The following is a 21567-nucleotide window of genomic DNA, read 5'->3' as shown; positions in this document are numbered from 1 at the left end:
GCGCAGACCGGTACGCCGGTCCTCCAGCAAGCCGGTTCATCCTCGGATGAGCCGGCTTCCTGTTTGCCCGGCGAACCCCGCCGACCCTTCCGCCGATGGGCGGGCCCCCGGGCCCGCCCATCGGTCTTTCCGGTCGGTTCAGCGCCAACGCCAGGCGTGGTCGACCGGCCCGATCCCGCCTCCCAGCGCGAACCCGCCGGTGATCGCGCCGGTGATGTACTCCTTCGCGGAGGCCACGGCCTCCGGCAGCGGCTCGCCCTTGGCCAGTCCGGAGGCGATCGCGCTGGCCAGCGTGCAGCCCGTGCCGTGGGTGTGCCGGTTGTCGTGGCGCGGTGCCCGGAACCAGTACTCCTCCCCCGCGCCGCCGTAGAGCAGGTCGGCCGCGTCGCCCTCCAGGTGGCCGCCCTTGACCAGCACCCAGCGCGGCCCGAGGTCGAGCAGCGCCTTGGCCGCGTCGGCCATCTGCGCCTCGCTCTCCACGGTGCGCCCGGTGAGCTGCGTCACCTCGTGCAGGTTGGGCGTGGCGAGGGTGGCGACCGGCAGCAGCTTCTCCCGGACGGTCGCGACGGCCTCGGCGGCGAGCAGCGCGTCGCCGTGCTTGGAGACGCCGACCGGGTCGACCACGACGGGCACGTCGACGTCGACCAGCAGTCCGGCGACGGTCTCCACCAGCTCGACGGAGGCGAGCATGCCGGTCTTCACGGCCTGGACGCCGATGTCGTCCACCACGCTGCGGAACTGGGCGCGGACGGCCTCGGCGGGGAGTTCCCAGTAGCCCTGGACGCCGAGCGAGTTCTGCGCGGTGACGGCCGTGATCACGCTCATGCCGTGGACGCCGAGGGCGAGCATCGCCTTGAGGTCGGCCTGGATACCGGCGCCGCCGCCGGAGTCGGAGCCGGCCACCGTGAGGACGCGGGGAGGTGCGGCGGAGGGGCCGCCCGGCGACGGGCGGCCGCCGGGGGCGGGGGTGGAGGACGGGAGCGACATGCCCTCCAACCTACCGGCGCCGGTTCAGAGCACCGCCTCCGACTCCGCCCAGCGGTCCTCCGGCACGGTCTTGAGCCGGGTGACGGCCTCGGCGACCGGCACCAGGCGGATCTCGCCCCGGCGCAGCGCGGTGAAGTGGCCGAACGCGCCCTGGTGGACGGCCTCGACCGCGTGCCAGCCGAACCGGGTGGCGAGCACCCGGTCCCGGGCGGTCGGGGTGCCGCCGCGCTGGGTGTGACCGAGGATCACCGGGCGGGCCTCCTTGCCGAGCAGGTTCTCCAGCTCGTGGGCGAGCCGGTTGCCGATCCCGCCGAAGGTGCGGTGCCCGAACCGGTCGACCTCGCCGTGGTCGAAGCGCATGGTGCCGGGCATCGGTGCGGCGCCCTCGGCGACGGCGATGATGGCGAACTTCTTGCCGCGGGCGAAACGGTCCTCGACCATCCGGGCCACCCCCTCGATGTCGAACGGCTTCTCCGGGATGAGGATGCCGTGCGCGCCGCCCGCCATGCCGGCGGTGAGGGTGATCCAGCCGGTGTGCCGGCCCATCAACTCGACCACCATGACGCGCTGGTGGGATTCGGCGGTGGTCTTCAGCCGGTCGATCGCCTCGGTCGCGACGTGCACCGCGGTGTCGAAGCCGAAGGTGACGTCGGTGGCGTCGATGTCGTTGTCGATGGTCTTGGGCACCCCGACCACGGGGAGTCCGGCGTCGCTGAACATCTTGGCGGCGGTGAGCGTGCCCTCGCCGCCGATCGCGATCAGCGCGTCGATGCCGATGTCGCGGGCGAGGGTCTTGGCGTTCTCCACCGCCCAGGCGATCCGGTCGCGCTGCACCCGGGCCGAGCCGAGGATGGTGCCGCCGAGGGTCAGCAGGCCGGTGACGTCGTCGTGGGAGACCGGGCGGGTGCGGCCCTCGATCAGGCCGAGGAAGCCGTCCTCGATGCCGACGATCTCGTCGCCGTGCACATCGGTTCCCCGGTGCACCACGGAACGGATCACCGCGTTCAGGCCGGGGCAGTCGCCGCCGCTGGTCAGGACACCGATACGCATGGTGGTGTGCTCTCCCGCTCCGAAGTGGTTCAGACCACAGTGGTTCAGACCACTCACGCCGAAGACGGGCGGTCCGGATGCGGCAAGCCTACGCGCTCGGCCCGTCCGGAGCCGGATCGCGGGACGTACCCGGAGCGTCGCGCGCCCTCGGCCGCGCCCCGTTCCTGCCCCCGTTCCCGCCCCCGGCGGGGCGTCAACCCACCGGCCCCGCGCGTCCGTCGGCCGCCGGGCCGGCCGACCCACGGAACGGCCGACCCTTGAACGGCCGGTCCCGCAACGACCGACCGCAGGTGGCCGGCCGCAGGTGGCCGGCCGCAGGTGGCCGACCGTCCTCACTCCGAGAAGTGGTCCCAGCCGCCGACCCGGTCCCAGGCCTCGCCGTCCACTGTCACCCGGCCGCCGCGCGCCGCCCGGGCCCGCCCCACGACCTCACCGACCACCCGCCAGCGGGCGGGCAGTTGGACCCCGCGCGGGAAGGTCGCCACGATCGCGTGGTCCTCGCCGCCGGAGAGCACCCAGACCAGCGGGTCCACCCCGACCGCCTGCCCGATGTCCGCCATCTGGACCGGGACGTCGAAGTCGGCGGCCCGCAGGTCGATGTCCACCGCGCTGGCCTTGGCGACGTGGCCCAGGTCGGCGACCAGCCCGTCACTCACGTCGATCATCGAGGTGGCGCCCAACTCGGAGCCGGCCGGACCGGCGTGGTAGGGCGGCTCGGGGCGGCGGTGCGCCTCGACGAAGGCCCTCGGGGAGCGGAAGCCGCGCTGCAGCACGGTCAGTCCGGCCGCCGACCAGCCCAGCCAGCCGGTGACCGCCACCACGTCACCCACCTGAGCACCGGCGCGCGTCACGGGCGCACGCCCCTGCAGATCTCCGAGCGCCGTGATGGCCAGCGTGATGGTGTCCCCGCGCACCACGTCGCCGCCGACCACGGTCGCACCGGCCACCTGGCACTCGTCGCGCAGGCCGTCCATCAGCTCGGTCGCCCAGGTGGTGGGCAGATCGGCGGGCGCGACCAGACCCAGCAGGATCGCGGTCGGCACCGCGCCCATCGCGGCCACGTCGGCGAGGTTCTGCGCGGCGGCCTTGCGGCCCACGTCGTAGGCGGTGGACCAGTCCCGGCGGAAGTGCCGGTTCTCGATCAGCACGTCCGTGGTGGCCACCACCCGGCCGTCCGGCGCCTTCACCACCGCGGCGTCGTCACCCGGGCCGAGGTCGACCGCGTCGGTGAGCGGTACCCGGGCGGTCAGCTCCCTGATGAGTCCGAACTCGCCCAGCTCGCCCACGGTCCCCTGCATCTGCCGTCCTCTCGGTCTCCATCACGTGCGCACCTGCGTCGTACGTCCAAGTCGCTTCCGCGCGCAGCGTACGCCCTCCGACGGCGCACAGGTCTCCCCTCCCTGCCCCGCTGCGCGGTAGCGTGGTGATCAGACTGCCGGTGAGCCCGTGCCCCACCCCCGACGCCTGACCGGGCGATCACGGCGGCGATCCCCGTACCCAGCCGCCGGGAGGTCCCCGTGGTACAGGCCTACATCCTGATTCAGACCGAGGTCGGCAAGGCCAGCTCCGTGGCCGAGTCGATCTCCAAGATCCCCGGTGTCCTCCAGGCCGAGGACGTGACCGGGCCCTACGACGTGATCGTCCGCGCGGAGGCCGACACGGTCGACGACCTCGGCCGCCTCGTCGTCGCGAAGGTTCAGCAGGTCGAGGGAATCACCCGGACCCTGACCTGTCCGGTGGTCCACCTGTAAGCCGCGCATACCATCGGCGGGTGACCCGAGAATTCCGTGCCCCCCGCCTCCTCGCGGCACTGCCGGCCCCGGTCCGTTGGCTGGCGGTGCCGCTCGCGCTGACCTGCACCATCGTGGTGCTGGTCGGCAACTGGGGCGCTCCCGAGAAGGTCGACGCCCCCACGCCCGCCCCCAGGGCCGCCGCGTACTGCCGGGCCCTGGACGCCGCGCTGCCGCAGGACCTGATCGGGCACCCGCGCAAGGACCCCGGGCCCGCCTCCCCGTACACCGCCGCCTGGGCCTCGTCGCCGCGCGTCGTACTGCGCTGCGGCGTGCCGCACCCGGAGGGGCTGGTCGACGAGAGGCAGAAGGAGATCTCGCCGACGATCAACGACGTCACCTGGTGGCCGGAGCCGCTGAAGGACGGCGGCTACCGGCTCACCGTCACCCAGCGGGCCGTGTTCGTCGAGTTGACCGTCCCCGGCGGGGCCCTCGCCAACCCGCTCGACGCCGCCGCCGCGCTCTCCGACGCGGTGAGGGCCACCATCCCGTAGTGCCGCACGCGCGAGGGCGGGCCCGGGTTCCCCCGGGCCCGCCCTCGCCGTCGTCCGCGGTGCGGTCCGCGCGGCTACCGCAGTCCGGTGGAGCGGCGCAGCGCCGCCTGCAGCAGCCGGTCGATCAGCTCCGGGTAGGACAGCCCGCTCGCCTCCCACATCTTCGGGTAGGCCGAGATCGGGGTGAAGCCGGGCATGGTGTTGATCTCGTTGACCATCCAGCTGCCGTCCTCCAGCAGGAAGAAGTCCACCCGGGCCAGGCCCTCGCAGCCGAGCGCCTCGAACGCGGCCACCGCCTGGCGGCGGATCTCGGCGGTCTCCTCGCCGGACAGCTCGGCCGGGATCCGCACCTCCGAGGAGTCGATGTACTTGGCCTCGAAGTCGTAGAACTCGTAGTCGCCGCCGACCAGCACCTCGGCCGGGACGCTGGCCCGCGGGCCGTCCTCGAACTCCAGCACGGCGCACTCGATCTCGCGGCCGGAGACGCCTGCCTCGATGATCAGCTTGGGGTCGTGCCGGCGGGCCTCGTCGATCGCGCGGTCGAGGTCGGAGAGGTCCTTGACCTTGGTGATGCCCATGCTGGAGCCGGCCCGGCAGGGCTTCACGAACAGCGGCAGACCGAGCTCGGCGGCCCGCTCGCGGACGGCCGCGCGGCCCTCCTCGGTCTCCCACTCGCGCGGGCGGACCACGGTGTAGCGGCCGACGCCCAGGCCGTGCGAGGCCAGCAGGCGCTTGGTGAACTCCTTGTCCATGCCGACCGCGCTGGAGAGCACGCCGTTGCCGACGTACGGCACGCCGGAGAGCTCCAGCAGGCCCTGCAGCGTGCCGTCCTCGCCCCAGGGGCCGTGCAGCAGCGGGAAGACCACGTCGACCTCGCCGAGCGCCTTGGGGGCCGCGCCGGGCTCGCTCCAGACCACCTCGCGGCTGCCCGGGCCGAGCGGCAGCGCGACCTGGCCCTCGACGGACTCGGCGACCTGGTCGACGTCCGGCAGCCGGCCGTCGGTGATGGTCATCCGGGCCGGTTCGTCGCTGACCAGCGCCCAGCGGCCCTCGTGGGTGATGCCGATCGGCAGCACCTCGTACTTGTCGCGGTCGATCGCCCTCAGCACGCTGCCCGCGGTGGAGACCGAGATGGCGTGCTCGGAGCTGCGGCCGCCGAAGACGATGGCGACACGAGGCTTCACGGACGGGTTCTGGGAGGTCTGTTCGATGCTCATATCGCGACCGAGAGTACCGTGCGGCCTGTTTCGGACAGGTGAGCCACCCTGGGGCGGACGTTCACCGCCGTTCGGGCTTGGCCGAGCGGGACATCAGCGTCTGAAGGACCTCCTGGGTGGGCCGGCCGTTGTGCACCACGTCCACCACGGCCTCGACGATCGGCATGTCGACGCCGCAGCGCCGGGCCAGGTCGAGCACCGACTCGCAGGACTTCACGCCCTCCGCGGTCTGCCGGGTGGCCGCGATGGTCTCCGCCAGCGACATGCCCCGGCCCAGGTTGGTGCCGAAGGTGTTGTTGCGGGAGAGCGGCGAGGAGCAGGTCGCCACCAGGTCGCCCATCCCGGCGAGTCCGGCGAAGGTGTGCGCGTCCGCGCCGAGTGCCAGTCCCAGCCGGGTGGTCTCGGCCAGCCCGCGGGTGATCAGCGTCGCCTTGGTGTTGTCGCCGAGCCCCATGCCGTTGGCCATGCCGACCGCGAGGCCGATCACGTTCTTCACCGCACCGCCCAGCTCGCAGCCGATCACGTCGGTGTTGGTGTACGGCCGGAAGTACGGCGTGTGGCAGGCCGCCTGGAGCCGCTTGGCGACCGACTCGTCGGTGCACGCGACGACGCTCGCGGCGGGCTGCCGGTTGGCGATCTCGCGGGCCAGGTTGGGGCCGCTGACCACGGCGATCCGCTCCGGACCGACACCGGCGACCTCGCCGATGACCTCGCTCATCCGCTTGGCGGTGCCGAGCTCGATGCCCTTCATCAGGCTGACCAGGACGGTCTGCGGCTCCAGCAGCGGCGCCCAGGCCGCCAGGTTCTCGCGGAGCGTCTGGGAGGGCACCACCAGCACCGCGAAGTCGGCGCCGGCCAGCGCCTCGGCGGGGTCGGTGGTGGCCCGGACCGAGGAGGGCAGCCGGACCCCGGGGAGGTAGTCCGGGTTGACGTGGGTGGCGTTGACGGCGTCCGCCAGCTCCTGCCGGCGGCCCCAGAGGGTCACCTCGCAGCCGGCGTCCGCGAGGATCATCGCGAACGCGGTGCCCCAGGAGCCCGTTCCGAACACGGCACATCGGGTCACTTGCCGGCCTCCTCGTCCTCGTCGGCGGCCCGGCCGGCCGCCTTCTGCCGGCGGGCCGCCGCGGCGGCGCCCCGGTTCCGGGCCGCCTCCCGCATGTCGTACCGCTCGGCGGGCGGCTCGGTCTCGCGGATCTCGGCCAGCACGGCGGTGATCGCCGTCATGATGTCCTCGGTGGCGTCCCTGAGCACCTGGGCGGTCAGCTCCTGGCCGCGGTACTTGCTCAGGTCGACGGCCGGCCCGGCCGCCACCGTCACCCGGTGGCGCGGGAAGAGGTTGAACTTGCTCTTCCCGGCGCCGCCCCTGCCGTACGGCGGGATGATCTCGTGCGCGCCCCAGTGCGCCACGGGGATGACCGGGGCGCCGGTCATCAGGGCGACCCGGGCCACTCCGCTCTTGCCGGTCATCGGCCAGAGGTCCGGGTCCCGGGTGAGGGTGCCCTCCGGGTAGAACTGCACGCACTGGCCGCCGTTGACCGCGTCGATGGCGGCCCGGAACGCCTGCGCCGCGTCGGTCGACTCGCGGAACACCGGGATCTGGCCCGTCTTGCGGAGCATGAAGCCGATGAACGGCACGGAGAACAGCGAGGACTTGCCGAGGATCCGCGGCGGCCGTCCGCTGTTGTACTGCCAGTGCGCGTAGATCACCGGGTCGATGACCGAGTTGTGGTTGACCGCGGTGATGAAGCCGCCCTTCTTCGGAAGGTGCTCCCAGCCCCGCCAGTCGGGCTTGACCAGGGCGGTCGTCACCGGCTTCACCAGCACGGCCGCGAAGCGGTACCAGATGCCGTAGTCGGCGTTGCCGAAGCTGGCGTACGAGCGGCGGGCCACCCCAGATCCTCCTCATCCGTGCGGCACGTCGGGTGCCGCGTCAGTCACGTCGCCGCGACCCCGCTTCGGGGCCCGGGCGCGGAACAGTCTCACCCGACCGCTCACCGGCTGTCGAGCAACCGCGCCAGCACGTCGGGCGGGCGTGATCAAACGCACGTCCGCACAGTTCGGACGGCCTGGCGAGGGTTCCGGGACCGGCGTCACAATGACGCCGATGACCCAGGACACCGTACGCCCCAGCGGGCCCGTCGCGCCCGCCGCACCCACTGCCGGCTGGTCGCTGGTACTGCCGCTCAAGCAGCTCGCCCGGGCCAAGTCACGGCTGGCGCCGTTCGCCGGCCCGCACCGCCCGGACCTGGCGCTCTCCTTCGCCCTGGACACCGTCACCGCCGCGCTGGCCGCCTCCGAGGTCAGTCGCGTCCTGGTGGTGACCCGGGACGCGGAGGCCGGCGAGCTGCTCGCCGCGCTCGGCGCCCTGGTCGTCGACGACGAACCGGGGGGCGGACTCAACGACGCACTGGCGCACGGCGCGGCGGTCGCGCTGGCACTCGCCCCGCGCGCCCCGTTGGCCGCTCTCTCGGCGGACCTGCCTGCCCTGCGCCCGGCCGAACTGGGCCGGGTGCTGACCGCCGTCCCGGTCACCGGCCGGGCCTTCCTGCCCGACGCACCCGGCCTGGGCACCACCCTGCTCGCCTGCGCCCCGGGCAGCCCGCTCTCCCCCGCCTTCGGGGACGGTTCACGGGCCCGGCACGCGGCCGGCGGCGCCCGCGAACTGCGGCTGACCGGCGTGGAGTCGGTCCGCCGGGACGTCGACACCGGCGAGGACCTGGCGGCGGCGCTGGCCCTCGGCGTGGGCCCGCACACCCGGGCCCTGGCGGTCCGGCTCGGGTACCTGCCGGACCGGTCCTCCGGACCGCGCCGGGCCCCGGCCCGCACGTCACCCGGGACTGTCGGTGGTGCTCGCTATGCTGCTGACATGCAGGCCACCGCGTTCACTTTCGACCCCGCCACCCGGGCCGGCTCCGTGCTGCTCGACGACGGGACCCCGGTGCCGTTCGACGCCACCGCCTTCGACGCCGGCGGCCTGCGGCTGCTCCGTCCCGGCCAGCGGGTCCGGATCCGCACCGAGGGCGCCGCGGAGGCCCGCCGAGTGGTCTTCCTGACGCTGCAGACCTTCCCGGACCCGGCCGCGGACCCGGCCACGGACCCGGCCGCGGACCCGGCCGCGGGCTGACCGCGTCCGTACGGCGCCGGAGGCCCGGAAAACCGGAGAGCCGTGGCGCCGGCCCCGCCCGGAAAACCGGGTGGAGTGCTGCGCCACGGCTCTCGAAGGCCGTCCGTCGACTACTTCGCGGAGGTCTTGCGCGCGGTGGTCTTACGGGTGGCGGTCTTCTTCGCCGGAGCCGTCTTCTTGGCCGTCGCGGTCGCCTTCTTGGCGGCGGTCGCGGTGGTCTTCTTGGCGGCGGCGGTGGTGGCCGTCTTCTTCGCGGCGGCCGCCGTCTTCTTGGTCGCGGTCGCGGTGGTCTTCTTCGCGGCGGCGGTGGTGGTGGCCTTCTTGGCGGCGGGCGCCTTCTTGGCAGCGGTCGCGGTGGTCTTCTTCGCGGCGGCGGCGGTGGTGGTGGCGGTCTTCTTCGCCGCGGCCTTCTTCGCCGGGGCGGCGGCAGCGGCAGCCGTGGCGGCACGCTTGGTGGCGGCGCGCTTGGCGGCCGGAGTCGCGGCGACACCGCTCTTGCCCGGGGTGAGGGAGCCCTTGGGCGCCTTCTTCACCGAGGGGCCTTCCTTCGGCAGCTTCTTGCTGCCGCTGACCAGGTCCTTGAAGCCCTGGCCGGGACGGAAGCGGGGCACCGAGGTCTTCTTGACCTTGACCTTCTCGCCGGTCTGCGGGTTGCGGGCGAAGCGCGCGGAGCGCTCCACCTTCTCAAAGGTGCCAAAACCGGTGACCGACACCCGGTCACCGGCCACAACGGCGCGGACCATGGTGTCGAGCACTGCGTCGACGGCCTCTGCGGCAGCCTTGCGACCGCCCAGCTGCTCGGCCACCGCTTCGACAAGCTGAGCCTTGTTCACGTCTTCCCCTTCGGAAACGGGCGCCGGATGATTCCATCCGTTCATTTCGCACGTTAGGTATGTATCTGCGGACTTTCAATTACCAAACGCGCGAATCACCCTAGTGTCGCAATGGATTTGCGCGTCGGCGACCTCAGTCGACGGGCGGGCGCCCCTCGTCGAGGTCCTGCACAAAGCGACTCAACCGCCGCGCCGCCCCGGGAAGATCGCGCTTGGCGGTCTCCGTGACGATCAGCAGTTGACGGGCGAGAGCGGTCTTTGCATCGGCAGACACGTTCAGCGCATGCACGCGGTCGTGAGCTTGCTTCAACCGCTCGGCCACAAGCGCGAAGAGCGCTGCGACTTCCGGGTCGTCCGGCCCCTCAGCAGGTGAGGTGGCGGCGTCCGGCCGATCGTCAATTCGGCGTTCGGATCCCCGGCCCGTGGACTCCGGTGACGCGGGTTCGCCGCCCGCGTACGGAGGTTCATGGTGCCGGTGCATGCACTGATTGTGCCATCTACCCGGAGTTGTGCATGCGCGGGGCCCTCCGCCGCATTACCGAAAGGGCAATCGGGGGGCGGCCGGGCCGCACAACTCCCGCTCCGGAACGGCGGACGGCCCGCCCCCCCGAGGGGGGAGCGGGCCATCCGGCGGATCGTCAGAATGCTTGTTCAGAACGGGATCTCAGGCGACCGGCAGAGTGCGCGGCTTGAACGAGGGACGGGTCTCCTCGAACGCCGAGATGTCGGCCTCGTTCTGCAGGGTGATGCTGATGTCGTCCAGCCCGTTCAGCAGCCGCCACCGAACGTTGTCGTCCAGTTCGAAGGACGCGGTGATGCCCTCGGCGCGCACCTCGCGGGCCTCCAGGTCGACGGTGATCTCCGCGGTCGGGTCGGCCTCGGTGAGCTCCCAGAGCCGCTCCACGGTCTCCTGCGGCAGCACCACGGTGAGCAGGCCGTTCTTCAGCGAGTTACCGCGGAAGATGTCGGCGAAGCGCGAGGAGACGACCGCGTGGAAACCGTAGTTCTGGAGCGCCCAGACGGCGTGCTCACGGGAGGAGCCGGTGCCGAACTCGGGGCCGGCCACCAGGACGGTGGCCCCTTCCCGCTCGGGCCGGTTGAGGATGAACGACTCGTCCTTGCGCCAGGCCTCGAACAGACCGCCCTCGAAACCGGAACGGGTGACCTTCTTGAGCCAGTGGGCCGGGATGATCTGGTCGGTGTCGACGTTGCTGCGGCGCAGCGGGACGGCCCGGCCGGTGTGGGTGGTGAACTTGTCCATGCTGCTCAGACCTCCACAGCGGCGTTGGGGTCCGCCAGGTCGGCGGCGCTCAGATCGGCGGGGGCCGCCAGCCGGCCCAGGACGGCGGTCGCGGCGGCGACCTGCGGGGAGACCAGGTGGGTGCGTCCGCCCTTGCCCTGGCGGCCCTCGAAGTTGCGGTTCGAGGTCGAGGCGCAGCGCTCGCCGGGGGCCAGCTGGTCGGGGTTCATGCCCAGGCACATCGAGCAGCCGGCGTGGCGCCACTCGGCACCCGCCGCGGTGAACACCTTGTCCAGGCCCTCCTCGACGGCCTGCAGGGCCACCCGGACGGAACCGGGGACGACCAGCATCCGCACGCCGTCGGCGACCCGGCGGCCCTCCAGGATGGCCGCGGCGGCGCGCAGGTCCTCGATCCGGCCGTTGGTGCAGGAGCCGACGAAGACCGCGTCGACCGCGACCTCGCGCAGCGGCGTACCGGCCACCAGGCCCATGTACGCGAGGGCGTTCTCGGCGGCGGTCCGCTCCTGCGGGTCGGCGAACGACTCGGGGTGCGGGACGTTCGCACCGAGCGGGGCGCCCTGACCGGGGTTGGTGCCCCAGGTGACGAAGGGGGTCAGCTCGGCGGCGTCGATGAAGATCTCGTGGTCGAAGACCGCGTCCTCGTCGGTGCCCAGGGTCTTCCAGTAGGCGACGGCGGCGTCCCAGTCCTCGCCCTTCGGGGCGTGCGGGCGGCCTTCGAGGTAGTCGAAGGTGATCTGGTCAGGCGCGATCATGCCGGCCCGGGCGCCCGCCTCGATGGACATGTTGCAGATGGTCATCCGGGCCTCCATGGAGAGGCTGCGGATCGCCGAACCGCGGTACTCCAGGACGTAGCCCTGACCGCCGCCGGTGCCGATCTTCGTGATGATCGCCAGGATCAGGTCCTTGGCGGTCACTCCGTCGGGGAGTTCGCCCTCCACGGTGATGGCCATGGTCCGGAACGGGGCCAGCGGCAGCGTCTGGGTGGCCAGCACGTGCTCGACCTGGCTGGTGCCGATACCGAACGCCAGTGCGCCGAAGGCGCCGTGGGTGGAGGTGTGGGAATCGCCACAGACCACGGTCGTACCGGGCTGGGTCAGGCCCAGCTGCGGGCCGACGACGTGCACGACGCCCTGCTCGACGTCGCCGAGCGAGTGGATCCGGACGCCGAACTCGGCGGCGTTGCGCCGCAGCGTCTCCAGCTGGATCCGGGAGACCGGGTCGGCGATCGGCTTGTCGATGTCGAGGGTCGGGGTGTTGTGGTCCTCGGTCGCGATCGTGAGGTCGGTGCGGCGGACCGTGCGTCCGGCCAGCCGGAGGCCGTCGAAGGCCTGCGGGCTGGTCACCTCGTGCAGCAGGTGAAGGTCGATGTAGAGCAGGTCGGGTTCGCCCTCCGCGCGCCGCACGACGTGGTCGTCCCAGACCTTCTCTGCGAGTGTCCGTCCCATCGGGTTCCCTCCAGCCGGCCGCGTTGCCGGCCTTCTCGTGTCGTCGAGGTCGAAGCTTTCGCCGCCCTGTGAGGCTCGCGTCGCGCGACCTGCACACCGGATCGTTGTCCACCATGCGGACACCTGGTCGGGGCCGCATCCTGGATGTCTCCCGGGCTGCTGCATCCAGAGTGGCGCTTTTCCCGGAAGATTGAACTTGCGTCTCGCGGACTGAGACTGCAGTCTTAGGGCATGGACAACTCTAGCGGCGTCGGCGTTCTCGACAAGGCCGCTCTGGTGCTGAGCGCACTGGAGTCGGGCCCCGCCACGTTGGCGGGGCTGGTCGCCGCCACCGGTCTGGCGCGCCCCACGGCCCACCGACTCGCCGTCGCACTCGAACACCACCGCCTGGTCACCAGGGACATGCAGGGCCGCTTCATCCTCGGCCCCCGACTCTCCGAACTCTCCGCCGCGGCGGGCGAGGACCGGCTGCTCGCCACCGCGGGCCCGGTCCTGACCCACCTGCGCGACGTCACCGGCGAGAGCGCACAGCTCTACCGCCGGCAGGGCGAGATGCGGATCTGCGTCGCCGCCGCCGAGCGGCTCTCCGGTCTGCGGGACACCGTCCCGGTCGGCAGCACCCTGCCGATGAAGGCCGGCTCGGCCGCCCAGGTCCTGCTCGCCTGGGAGGAGCCCGAGCGGCTCCACCGCGGCCTCCAGGGCGCCCGCTTCACCGCCACCGCGCTCAGCGGCGTGCGGCGGCGCGGTTGGGCCCAGTCGATCGGCGAGCGGGAGCCCGGCGTGGCCTCGGTCTCCGCCCCGGTCCGCGGCCCCTCCAACCGCGTGGTGGCCTCCGTCTCGGTCTCCGGCCCCATCGAGCGCCTGACCCGCCACCCGGGCCGACTGCACGCCCAGGCCATCATCGAAGCCGCCAACCGCCTCACCGAGGCGCTGCGCCGCAGCTGAAACTCCCCCGCAGGCCCTCCCCCACCCCCACGCGCCCGTCCCCGTATCCGCCCCCCGCAGAAAATCCCCCACGAATCCGAAAGGGCCCGCTCACCTGGTGGGCGGGCCCTTCGAAATGGCCGGCGTCGCAATTCCGCACGACCGCCGGAAATGCGAAAAGCCCCGGCGTGAACCGGGGCCGTACTTTCTGGCTGGGGTACCAGGACTCGAACCTAGACTAAATGAACCAGAATCACTCGTGCTGCCAATTACACCATACCCCAACAAAGCAATTCAGCCGATGGGTGAGCCCATCGGCCTTCCTGCTCTGGTACCCCCGACCGGATTCGAACCGGCGCTACTGCCGTGAGAGGGCAGCGTGCTAGGCCGCTACACAACGGGGGCTTCCTGGCGGTCCCTTGCGGAACCAGTACCCCCGACCGGATTCGAACCGGCGCTACTGCCGTGAGAGGGCAGCGTGCTAGGCCGCTACACAACGGGGGCTTTCCAGGTGGTCCCTTGCGGAACCAGTACCCCCGACCGGATTCGAACCGGCGCTACTGCCGTGAGAGGGCAGCGTGCTAGGCCGCTACACAACGGGGGCTTGATCTCTTGTTGTACGGTACTGCGGTGGAGCTGTACTGCGCTGGGGTACCAGGACTCGAACCTAGACTAAATGAACCAGAATCACTCGTGCTGCCAATTACACCATACCCCACCAGAGTTGGACCCTTGCGGGGCCTTCTCGGGCGTTGCGCCCCTCGTTCGGTTCCCGACGGGGTTTCACTCCCCCGTCCGTTCCCTCCCGGGCGGCGCAGAAAGAACATTACCCGACGTCTGGCCTGGCTCCAAAATCGATAACCCCAGGCGGCGGCCGGGAGGCCGCCCGGTGACGTCCGGGGGCGCCGAGGGCCCGGCACCGGGCCTGGCCCGCGAGCCGAGCAGGACCCGGGCGGGCCCTGCTCGGCGTCCTGGTCGGAGCCCCGGTCAGGCCGCCGGGGCGGCGGCCAGAGCGGCGTTCAGGCGGCGCAGCGTCTCGGGCCGGCCGAGCAGCTCCATCGACTCGAAGAGCGGCGGCGAGACCCGCCGGCCGGTGACCGCGACCCGCAGCGGGGTGAAGGCGAACTTGGGCTTGATGCCCAGGCCCTCCACCAGCGCCTCGCGCAGCGCGGCCTGGATCGGCTCCGGCGTGAAGTCCTCCAGCGCCTCCAGCGCCTTGACGCTGGCCTCCAGCACCGGGCGGGCGTCCGCGGTCAGCACCTTGGCCGCGTCGTCCGGGTCGACCGCGAAGTCGTCCGGGGCGACGAACAGGAAGCCGGCCATCGTGACGATCTCGCCGAGGACGACCATCCGTTCCTGGGTGAGCGGTGCCACCTTGGCCAGCAGCTCCAGCTGCTCGGCGGTCGGCTCGGCCGGCAGCAGGCCCGGGGCCTGCAGGTACGGCACGAGGCGGCGGACGAAGTCCTCCGGCGCGAGCCTGCGCAGGTGCTCGGCGTTGATGTGCTCGCACTTCTTGAGGTCGAAGCGGGCCGGGTTGGCGTTGACGTCGGCGACGTCGAACGCCTCGACCAGCTGCTCGACCGAGAAGATGTCGTCGTCCGCGGAGAGCGACCAGCCCAGCAGCGACAGGTAGTTGAGCAGGCCCTCGGGGATGAAGCCGCGCTCGCGGTAGAGGTTGAGCGAGGCCTGCGGGTCACGCTTGGAGAGCTTCTTGTTGCCCTCGCCCATCACGTACGGCAGGTGGCCGAAGCGCGGGGTGGTGCCGTTGCCGACGCCGATGTCCGCGAGCGCCGCGTAGAGCGCGACCTGGCGCGGGGTGGAGGAGAGCAGGTCCTCGCCGCGGAGCACGTGGGTGATCTCCATCAGCGCGTCGTCCACCGGGTTGACCAGGGTGTAGAGCGGTGCGCCGTTGGCCCGGACGATGCCGTAGTCGGGCACGTTCTCCGGCTCGAAGCTCAGCGTGCCGCGGACCAGGTCGTCGAACACGATGGTGGTGTCCGGCATCCGGAACCGCAGGATCGGCTCGCGCTTCTCCAGCTTGTAGACGGCGACCTGGTCGTCCGTCAGGTCACGGCAGTGGCCGTCGTAGCCCGACGGCCTGCCGGCCGCGCGGGCGGCCTCGCGGCGGGCGTCCAGCTCCTCGGTCGAGCAGTAGCAGGAGTAGGCGTGACCGGCCTCGTGGAGGCGGCGGGCGACATCGGCGTAGACGTCCATCCGCTGCGACTGGCGGTACGGCGCGTGCGGGCCGCCGATCTCGGGGCCCTCGTCCCAGTCGAAACCGAGCCACTTCATGGCGTCGAGGAGCTGCTCGTACGACTCCTCGGAGTCGCGGGCCGCGTCGGTGTCCTCGATCCGGAAGACCATCGTGCCGCCGTTGTGGCGGGCGAAGGCCCAGTTGAAGAGGGCGGTGCGGACCAGGCCCACGTGGGGGTTGCCGGTCGGGGACGGACAGAAGCGGACCCGGACGGTGGGGTCGGTGTTAGCCACGCTTGATCACCTTGTTGGTGAGAGTGCCGATGCCTTCGATGGAGACGGCGACCTCGTCGCCGACGTTGAGCGGGCCCACCCCAGCGGGTGTGCCGGTGAGGATGACGTCGCCGGGAAGCAGCGTCATGGCCTCGGAGATGTGGACGATCAGCTCGGCGACCGAGCGGACCATCCGGGAGGTGCGGCCGGTCTGCCGCAGCTCGCCGTTGACGGTGCAGGTGACGGCGAGGTCGGCCGGGTCGAGGTCGGTCTCGATCCACGGGCCGAGCGGGCACGAGGTGTCGAAGCCCTTGGCCCGGGCCCACTGGCCCTCGCGCTGCTGGACGTCGCGCGCGGTGACGTCGTTGGCACAGGTGTAGCCGAGGATCACCTCGGGCACCCGGTCCAGCGGCACCTCACGGCACATCCGGCCGATCACCACGGCGAGTTCGGCCTCGTGCTGGACGTCCGAGGAGAACGGCGGGTAGGCGATCGCCTCGGTCGGGCCGATCACCGCGGTGGACGGCTTGAAGAAGGTCAGCGGGACGTCCGGGACGTCGTTGCCCAGTTCGGCGGCGTGCGCGGCGTAGTTGCGGCCGACCGCGACGATCTTGTTGGGCAGCATCGGGCTGAGCAGCCGGACGTCCTGGAAGCGGTAGCTCTCACCCGTCGGCTGGGGCTGCCCGAACGGGTGGCCGGCCAGGGCGTGGACGACCAGCGACTCGGGCCGGGCCGGGTCCCCCTCGACCACGCCGAAGGAGACGCTGCCGGCGGCAGGGCTCCCTTCCCGGACGGAAAACCTGGCAATGCGCACGGCTGGGCTACCCCTCGCTTCGACGGCCGCCCGGGCGCGCCCGGGCGCTGGTGGGCGCCGAACCCGTCTGGGCCCGGACCCGCTCGATCGCTGCCCAGGCTATCGCGTGGGCCCCCCGCTGCCCGCTTTGCCCCTGTTCGGGGACGTTGCGCCCCGGCACGGCGAAGGGCGCCGCGACCGCCCGGAGGGGTCGGTCGCGGCGCCCTTCGCCACCCGCGGGACGGCGCGGTCCCGAGGAACGGCTCAGCTCTGCGGGACGTTCACCAGCGGCGCGACCATCAGCACGGTGCGACGCGGGTTGGCGGTGGAGGACGGCAGCTCGGTGGCGTAGGTCGCGACGTCCTCGGCCCTGCGGGCGCCCGGGACCTTGCCGAAGTCCTCGACCGAGGCCAGCGTCGTCCGGCGCGGGTTCGCCGTGGAACCGCTGGAGAGCGTGGACTGGGTGGCGTTCTTCGCCTGGGACATCGCGTCAGCACCTCAAGGTCGTGGCCGGGCGATCCGCGGGGATCGGCACCGGCCTGAGTGGTTCGGGGAGATTCCGGGCAGGCTGATTCGGGGCCGCGCTCCGGAGACAGCCAGGTTACGGATCTCTTTCCACAGCGACCGTGACCAAAGCTACACATACACCTGTGATTTTGCTCACAAATCGAGAAGCAATTCTCTTATATCCGACATATCGCCGCATCAGCTTTTACCGGCATACCGGATATATCGGGCATATCCGAAGCTCTACGACTCTTGTTGATCTCGGACCCGCTTGGCATGCATCTGACGAGTGTCCGAAAAAGGCGGTATTCCGGTCCGGTTGGCGCACAGTCAGTGAGAACCCGCGCGCAGTGGGTAGCACCGCCCGGTGTGCCCTGGCGGCCCTTGTTGGGATTCCCCGGCTGTGCTGGAATGCCACGGACCGTGGGTAGGGAGTAGTCCACCCCGGTGACCCGCTCTCCCGGACCGGCCGGGGTGCGGATGGAAACTCCACACCGTCCAGGCTGCGGCGACGCGGCGGGACGCCCGGTCCAGAGGTTGCGACGCCAGTGCAGGGACGTTTCAAAAGGGGTAGCGGCGCCGCGGGTGACCCGGAGTCGCGTGAGCCCACGACAGCCCCCCAGCAGGCGGCAACGCCCGGCGGCCCGGCCGAACCGGCGCCCGAGGTGATCGGCCGGCCGGAGGAGGACGGGGCGGACCGGAAGTCGACCCGGGACAAGCTCCGCACCACGCTGACCCGCCGACGGGCCAAGGGCGTGAGCCGGCTCGCCATGCGCAACTGGCGAATCCGGAGCAAGCTGATCGCCCTGCTCGCGCTGCCGGTCATGGTCGCGCTGGTCCTCGGTGGCCTGCGCATCCAGACCTCGCTCGAAACCTCGCAGCAGCTGGCCCAGATGGCCAACCTCTCCGATCTGGCCAAGAAGGCGACCGACCTCGCCAACGCGCTGCAGAACGAGCGGGACATCAGCGCCGGCCCGATCACCGCCAAGCCGAACGCACCGCTGGACGACGACATCGTCGCCGCCCGCAAGGTCACCGACGACCTCAGCCGCACCTTCACCGCGTCCTCGGACAAGTTCGAGAACCTCGAACTCTCCGGCGGGAAGGCGCTGCTCTTCCAGATCCGCAAGGACCTGAACTCGGTCTCCGACGCCCGTGGCACGCCCTACCAGAACAACCAGAACATCCAGGCCACGATCACCGCCTACGACGTGATCATCCGCGACCTGCTGTCGATCACCCAGGACATCGCGCTCGCCTCCAACAACCGCGAGCTGGTCCGCTCGACCCGCGCCCTGCAGCAGTTCTCGCTGGCCAAGAACTCCACGTCGCAGCAGCGTGCGCTGATCAGCGCCGCGCTCGCCAACCCCGACGGCCCCAACCTCAGCCTGAGCGACGAGTCCTTCGGTATCCGGCTGCGCTCGTCCTACGACAACGCGCTCACCGGCTTCAACAACATCTACACCTCGCACGACCTGGACAACCTGCGCGGCCAGCTGAGCTACAACTCGGTGGTCGCCGCGGCCGACCGCTACGCGCGCTCGATCCTCCAGCAGAGCGGTATCCACCAGAGCGAGACCGTCAGCTTCAAGGACTGGTACGAGCAGTCCACCGCCAAGATCTCCGCCGAGCGCCGCATCGAGTCCAAGCTCATCGAGGACCTCGACGGCAAGGCCCAGGAGCTGCAGTCCCAGGCCGACACCGAGGCCCTGATCATCGGTGCCGCCGTCGCGCTCGTGCTGCTCGTCGCCCTCGGTGGCGCCGGTCTGATCGCCCGCTCGATGGTGCGCTCGCTGACCCGTCTGCAGGCCGCGGCCGAGGACGTCGCCGAGCGGCGGCTCCCGGAGCTGGTCAAGACGCTCTCCGAGAGCGACCCGCACGACGTCGACGTCACCGTCGAACCGGTCGCCGTCGACTCCGCGGACGAGATCGGCCACGTGGCCCACGCCTTCGACATGGTGCACAGCGAGGCCGTCCGCCTCGCCGCCGAGCAGGCCCTCCTCCGCGGCAACATCAACGCGATGTTCACCAACCTGTCGCGCCGCAGCCAGGGCCTCATCCAGCGCCAGCTGTCGCTCATCTCCGAGCTGGAGAGCCGCGAGGCCGACCCGGACCAGCTGGCCAACCTCTTCAAGCTGGACCACCTCGCGACCCGTATGCGCCGCAACGGCGAAAACCTCCTCGTCCTCGCCGGTGAGGACCCGGGCCGCCGCTGGACCCGCCCCGTCCCGCTGGTCGACGTGCTCCGCGCCGCCGCCTCCGAGGTGGAGCAGTACGAGCGCATCGAACTGGCCTCCGTGCCGTCCGCCGAGGTCGCCGGCCGCGTCGTCAACGACCTCGTCCACCTGCTCGCCGAGCTGCTGGAGAACGCCACCTCGTTCTCCAGCCCGCAGACCCGCGTCCGGGTCACCGGCCACGCGCTGCCGGACGGCCGGGTGCTGGTCGAGATCCACGACACCGGTATCGGCCTCAGCCCGGACGACCTCGCCGAGATCAACGAGCGCCTTGCCAACCCGCCGACGGTGGACGTCTCCGTCTCCCGCCGCATGGGCCTCTTCGTGGTCGGTCGTCTGTCCCTGCGGCACGGCATCCGGATCCAGCTCCGCCCCAGCGACTCCGGCGGCACCACCGCGCTGGTCATGCTCCCGGTGGACGTCACCAACTCCGCCGACCGCCGCGGCGCCGGCCGGCCCGGCCCGGCGCAGGCCAAGCAGCAGCGCGGGGTCGCCCCGACGCCGCGCCAGCAGCGTCAGATGCCCGGCGGCCCGGGCGGTGCCCCGGCCGCACTCGGCCAGGGCGCGCCGGGCGGCACCCCGCAGAACCGGCCGCAGCTCGGCCAGGGCGGTCCCGGCGGACCGAACACCCCCGCCGGTCAGGGCGGTCCCGGCGGTCAGGGCGGCCTGCCGACCCGGCAGGTCGGCCAGGCACTGCGCGAGACCCCGGCGGCCCCGGCCGGCCGGGCCGGCGCCCAGAGCCAGCAGAACCCGCAGAACCCGCAGGGTGGTCGGCCCGCCGCCGGCCAGCAGGGCGGCCTGCCGCAGCGCACCCCGGGCCGGCAGGGCCCGGCCCAGGGCGGCCCCGGCGGTGCGCCGCAGGGCGGCCCCGGTGGTCTGCCCCGCCGCGGCCAGCAGACCGGTGCTCCGCAGACCGGTGCTCCGCAGGCCGGCCCCGGTGCCGGTCCGCGCCCCGGTCAGGAGCGGCCGCGGGCCGAGGGCGGCCCGGCCGCCCGGACCGCCGAACAGCCGCAGCACGGCTGGGCCGACCAGCCCGGCCGACCCGGCGGTGCGCCGCAGGGCACCCGCCCGGGCAACCGTCCGCAGGACGGGCTCCCGCAGCGCCAGCGGCCGGGCCAGGGACAGGGGCAGGGCCCGCAGGGCCAGAACCAGCCGGGCCAGGGCCGACAGGCCCCCGGCCGGCCGGGTCCGCAGGGTCCCCAGGGGCCGCAGGGCCCGGGTCAGGGTCGTCCGCAGCGACCCGGAGCGGGTGCGCCGCCGCAGGGCCGCCAGCCGCAGCTCCCGCCGCAGCAGGGCCAGCCCCGCCAGCAGATCCAGCAGCCGCAGGCCGCCCAGCCGCTCCCGTCGGCCGAGTCCGCGTCGCTGGAGAGCACCCAGCAGTTCGCCCGCCCCCGGTTCGAGGCCAGTGACATCGACCCGCGCGACCCGCTGGGCCTCGGCCTGGTCGAGCCGGTCCTTCCGAGCGTGCCCAACCCGGCACTCCCGGAGCCGGTCCGTCCGGAGCAGGCCGCCCAGCAGCAGCCCCAGCAGCAGCCGGCCCGTCCGGAGCCGATGGCCCTGCCCACCGGTCCGTCCGACGGCGGCGCCCCGGCCGAGCAGGCCCGGTACGGCGAGGAGGCCCGCCCGGGCCAGCCGGGGTCCCGGCCCCGGGGGTACCAGCCGCGCCGTCCCGGGACCACCGCGCCGGGCTTCGACGAGGCACCGGGTCGCCCGGCTCCGCAGGCCCGTCGGGCCGCCCAGGCCCAGCAGCAGCAGCCGCAGCCGCGCGCCGAGGCCCCGCAGGGCCAGGCTCCCCAGGGCCCTGCCCCGCAGGCCCAGGCCCAGCACGCCCAGGCCCAGGCTCCGCAGGCTCCGCAGGGTCCGCAAGGTCCGCAAGGTCCGCAGGACGGTCTCGACGACGCCCCGTGGCGTCCGTCCGCCAACGACGAGCGCTGGCGGCGGGCCGAGCAGGTCCGCGAGCCCTCGACCAGCGGCGTCACCATGTCGGGCCTCCCCCGGCGGACCCCGCAGGCCAACCTGGTCTCCGGGACCGCCGAGTCGTCCCCGCTGACCGGTCCTCAGGTGTCCCGCGCTCCCGAGGAGGTGCGGGGCCGTCTGACCAACCTTCGCCGCGGTATCCAGCAGGGCCGCCGGGTCGGCGCCGAGCAGGCCGCCGGCCAGGGCCCGGGCCAGCCTCAGGGCCAGGCCCAGGGCCAGGGCAATCAGGCCGGATTCCGCCATGGTGCCCAGCAGCCCGGGTTCGATAGTTTCGGGGGCCGGACCGACGGCAACGCCGCAGATCATCAGGAGCGTTGAGTTGAATCAGATGAGCCAGGCCGCACAGAACCTGAACTGGCTGATCACCAATTTCGTGGACAACACCCCCGGGGTGTCGCACACGGTGGTGGTCTCCGCGGACGGCCTCCTGCTGTGCATGTCCGAAGGGTTCCCCCGCGACCGCGC

The 21567-nt window shown here is 72.4% G+C and carries 18 protein-coding genes, 5 tRNA genes and 1 pseudogene; 6 read left to right on the top strand and 18 right to left on the bottom strand.

The features are described 5' to 3' along the window. Positions 1-138: 138 nt before the first annotated feature. The 3 genes from thiD to PUR61_RS31210 form a co-directional block, all read right to left on the bottom strand. Positions 139-987 carry a bifunctional hydroxymethylpyrimidine kinase/phosphomethylpyrimidine kinase gene (gene thiD, locus PUR61_RS31220; RefSeq protein WP_329882858.1) on the bottom strand — a complete coding sequence of 283 codons (849 nt, stop codon included), beginning with the start codon at positions 985-987 and terminating at the stop codon, positions 139-141. A 24-nt stretch (positions 988-1011) separates the two neighbouring features. Next, the gene (locus PUR61_RS31215) at positions 1012-2037 is read right to left on the bottom strand and encodes a 6-phosphofructokinase (protein ID WP_329882857.1); all 1026 of its coding nucleotides are present in this window, start codon (positions 2035-2037) and stop codon (positions 1012-1014) included. Positions 2038-2369: 332 nt separating this feature from the next. Beyond that, on the bottom strand, positions 2370-3335 hold the full coding sequence (locus PUR61_RS31210; protein WP_329882856.1) for a thiamine-phosphate kinase: 966 nt from the start codon (positions 3333-3335) through the stop codon (positions 2370-2372). A 219-nt stretch (positions 3336-3554) separates the two neighbouring features. On the opposite strand from PUR61_RS31210, the gene PUR61_RS31205 reads away from it, so the two are divergent. Then, the gene (locus PUR61_RS31205) at positions 3555-3788 is read left to right on the top strand and encodes an Lrp/AsnC family transcriptional regulator (RefSeq protein ID WP_329882855.1); all 234 of its coding nucleotides are present in this window, start codon (positions 3555-3557) and stop codon (positions 3786-3788) included. Positions 3789-3808: 20 nt separating this feature from the next. Then, the gene (locus PUR61_RS31200) at positions 3809-4321 is read left to right on the top strand and encodes a DUF3515 family protein (protein WP_329882854.1); all 513 of its coding nucleotides are present in this window, start codon (positions 3809-3811) and stop codon (positions 4319-4321) included. Between the two features lie 74 nt (positions 4322-4395). Here the strand turns inward: PUR61_RS31200 and PUR61_RS31195 are convergent, their stop codons facing one another. The 3 genes from PUR61_RS31195 to PUR61_RS31185 all read right to left on the bottom strand — a co-directional run bounded on the left by PUR61_RS31195 (position 4396) and on the right by PUR61_RS31185 (position 7428). After that, positions 4396-5538, bottom strand: coding sequence for a D-alanine--D-alanine ligase family protein (locus PUR61_RS31195; RefSeq protein ID WP_329882853.1), 1143 nt, complete (start codon positions 5536-5538; stop codon positions 4396-4398). A gap of 61 nt (positions 5539-5599) precedes the next feature. Next, complete coding sequence (locus tag PUR61_RS31190) at positions 5600-6601, bottom strand: NAD(P)H-dependent glycerol-3-phosphate dehydrogenase (protein ID WP_329882852.1); 1002 nt, start codon at positions 6599-6601, stop codon at positions 5600-5602. Beyond that, positions 6598-7428: a lysophospholipid acyltransferase family protein gene (locus tag PUR61_RS31185; RefSeq protein ID WP_329882851.1), complete on the bottom strand. Its 831-nt coding sequence runs from the start codon at positions 7426-7428 to the stop codon at positions 6598-6600. Before PUR61_RS31185 ends, PUR61_RS31190 begins: the two co-directional genes overlap by 4 nt. A gap of 214 nt (positions 7429-7642) precedes the next feature. On the opposite strand from PUR61_RS31185, the pseudogene cofC reads away from it, so the two are divergent. Further along, positions 7643-8314: pseudogene (gene cofC, locus PUR61_RS31180) on the top strand (2-phospho-L-lactate guanylyltransferase); the annotation flags it as partial. Between the two features lie 458 nt (positions 8315-8772). On the opposite strand, the gene PUR61_RS31175 reads toward cofC, so the two are convergent. From PUR61_RS31175 to leuC, 4 genes are all read right to left on the bottom strand, one after another. Continuing rightward, the gene (locus tag PUR61_RS31175; RefSeq protein WP_329882850.1) at positions 8773-9495 is read right to left on the bottom strand and encodes an HU family DNA-binding protein; all 723 of its coding nucleotides are present in this window, start codon (positions 9493-9495) and stop codon (positions 8773-8775) included. Positions 9496-9628: 133 nt separating this feature from the next. Then, the gene (locus PUR61_RS45575; protein ID WP_380356926.1) at positions 9629-9976 is read right to left on the bottom strand and encodes a hypothetical protein; all 348 of its coding nucleotides are present in this window, start codon (positions 9974-9976) and stop codon (positions 9629-9631) included. Positions 9977-10159: 183 nt separating this feature from the next. Continuing rightward, positions 10160-10756 carry a 3-isopropylmalate dehydratase small subunit gene (gene leuD / locus PUR61_RS31165; RefSeq protein ID WP_329882849.1) on the bottom strand — a complete coding sequence of 199 codons (597 nt, stop codon included), beginning with the start codon at positions 10754-10756 and terminating at the stop codon, positions 10160-10162. A 5-nt stretch (positions 10757-10761) separates the two neighbouring features. Continuing rightward, positions 10762-12201 (bottom strand): 3-isopropylmalate dehydratase large subunit, encoded by a 1440-nt coding sequence (gene leuC / locus PUR61_RS31160; protein ID WP_329882848.1) that lies wholly within the window; start codon positions 12199-12201, stop codon positions 10762-10764. A 231-nt stretch (positions 12202-12432) separates the two neighbouring features. Here leuC and PUR61_RS31155 point away from each other — a divergent pair, with 231 nt between their 5' ends. After that, positions 12433-13146 (top strand): IclR family transcriptional regulator, encoded by a 714-nt coding sequence (locus PUR61_RS31155; protein WP_329882847.1) that lies wholly within the window; start codon positions 12433-12435, stop codon positions 13144-13146. Positions 13147-13334: 188 nt separating this feature from the next. Here PUR61_RS31155 and PUR61_RS31150 read toward each other — a convergent pair. From PUR61_RS31150 to PUR61_RS31115, 8 genes are all read right to left on the bottom strand, one after another. Further along, positions 13335-13409 (bottom strand) — tRNA-Gln (locus PUR61_RS31150). A gap of 45 nt (positions 13410-13454) precedes the next feature. After that, a tRNA-Glu gene (locus PUR61_RS31145) sits at positions 13455-13530 on the bottom strand. A gap of 26 nt (positions 13531-13556) precedes the next feature. Beyond that, a tRNA-Glu gene (locus PUR61_RS31140) sits at positions 13557-13629 on the bottom strand. Positions 13630-13656: 27 nt separating this feature from the next. Continuing rightward, positions 13657-13729 (bottom strand) — tRNA-Glu (locus tag PUR61_RS31135). 42 nt (positions 13730-13771) lie between these two features. Beyond that, a tRNA-Gln gene (locus PUR61_RS31130) sits at positions 13772-13843 on the bottom strand. Positions 13844-14112: 269 nt separating this feature from the next. After that, positions 14113-15612 carry a glutamate--tRNA ligase gene (gltX, locus tag PUR61_RS31125; RefSeq protein ID WP_329882846.1) on the bottom strand — a complete coding sequence of 500 codons (1500 nt, stop codon included), beginning with the start codon at positions 15610-15612 and terminating at the stop codon, positions 14113-14115. Then, a complete protein-coding gene (locus tag PUR61_RS31120) occupies positions 15605-16405 on the bottom strand; it encodes a fumarylacetoacetate hydrolase family protein (RefSeq protein WP_329882845.1) in 801 nt (266 codons plus the stop codon). Before PUR61_RS31120 ends, gltX begins: the two co-directional genes overlap by 8 nt. Positions 16406-16648: 243 nt before the next feature. Further along, a complete protein-coding gene (locus PUR61_RS31115; RefSeq protein ID WP_329882844.1) occupies positions 16649-16870 on the bottom strand; it encodes a hypothetical protein in 222 nt (73 codons plus the stop codon). 686 nt (positions 16871-17556) lie between these two features. On the opposite strand from PUR61_RS31115, the gene PUR61_RS31110 reads away from it, so the two are divergent. Further along, on the top strand, positions 17557-21420 hold the full coding sequence (locus tag PUR61_RS31110; protein ID WP_329882843.1) for a nitrate- and nitrite sensing domain-containing protein: 3864 nt from the start codon (positions 17557-17559) through the stop codon (positions 21418-21420). 10 nt (positions 21421-21430) lie between these two features. Beyond that, the coding region (locus PUR61_RS31105) for a roadblock/LC7 domain-containing protein (protein ID WP_329882915.1) at positions 21431-21567 on the top strand (137 nt) is incomplete at its 3' end.

Source organism: Streptomyces sp. BE20, from assembly GCF_036322525.1.
Classification (GTDB): domain Bacteria; phylum Actinomycetota; class Actinomycetes; order Streptomycetales; family Streptomycetaceae; genus Kitasatospora.
This window is presented reverse-complemented; position numbering and strand designations above follow the sequence as displayed.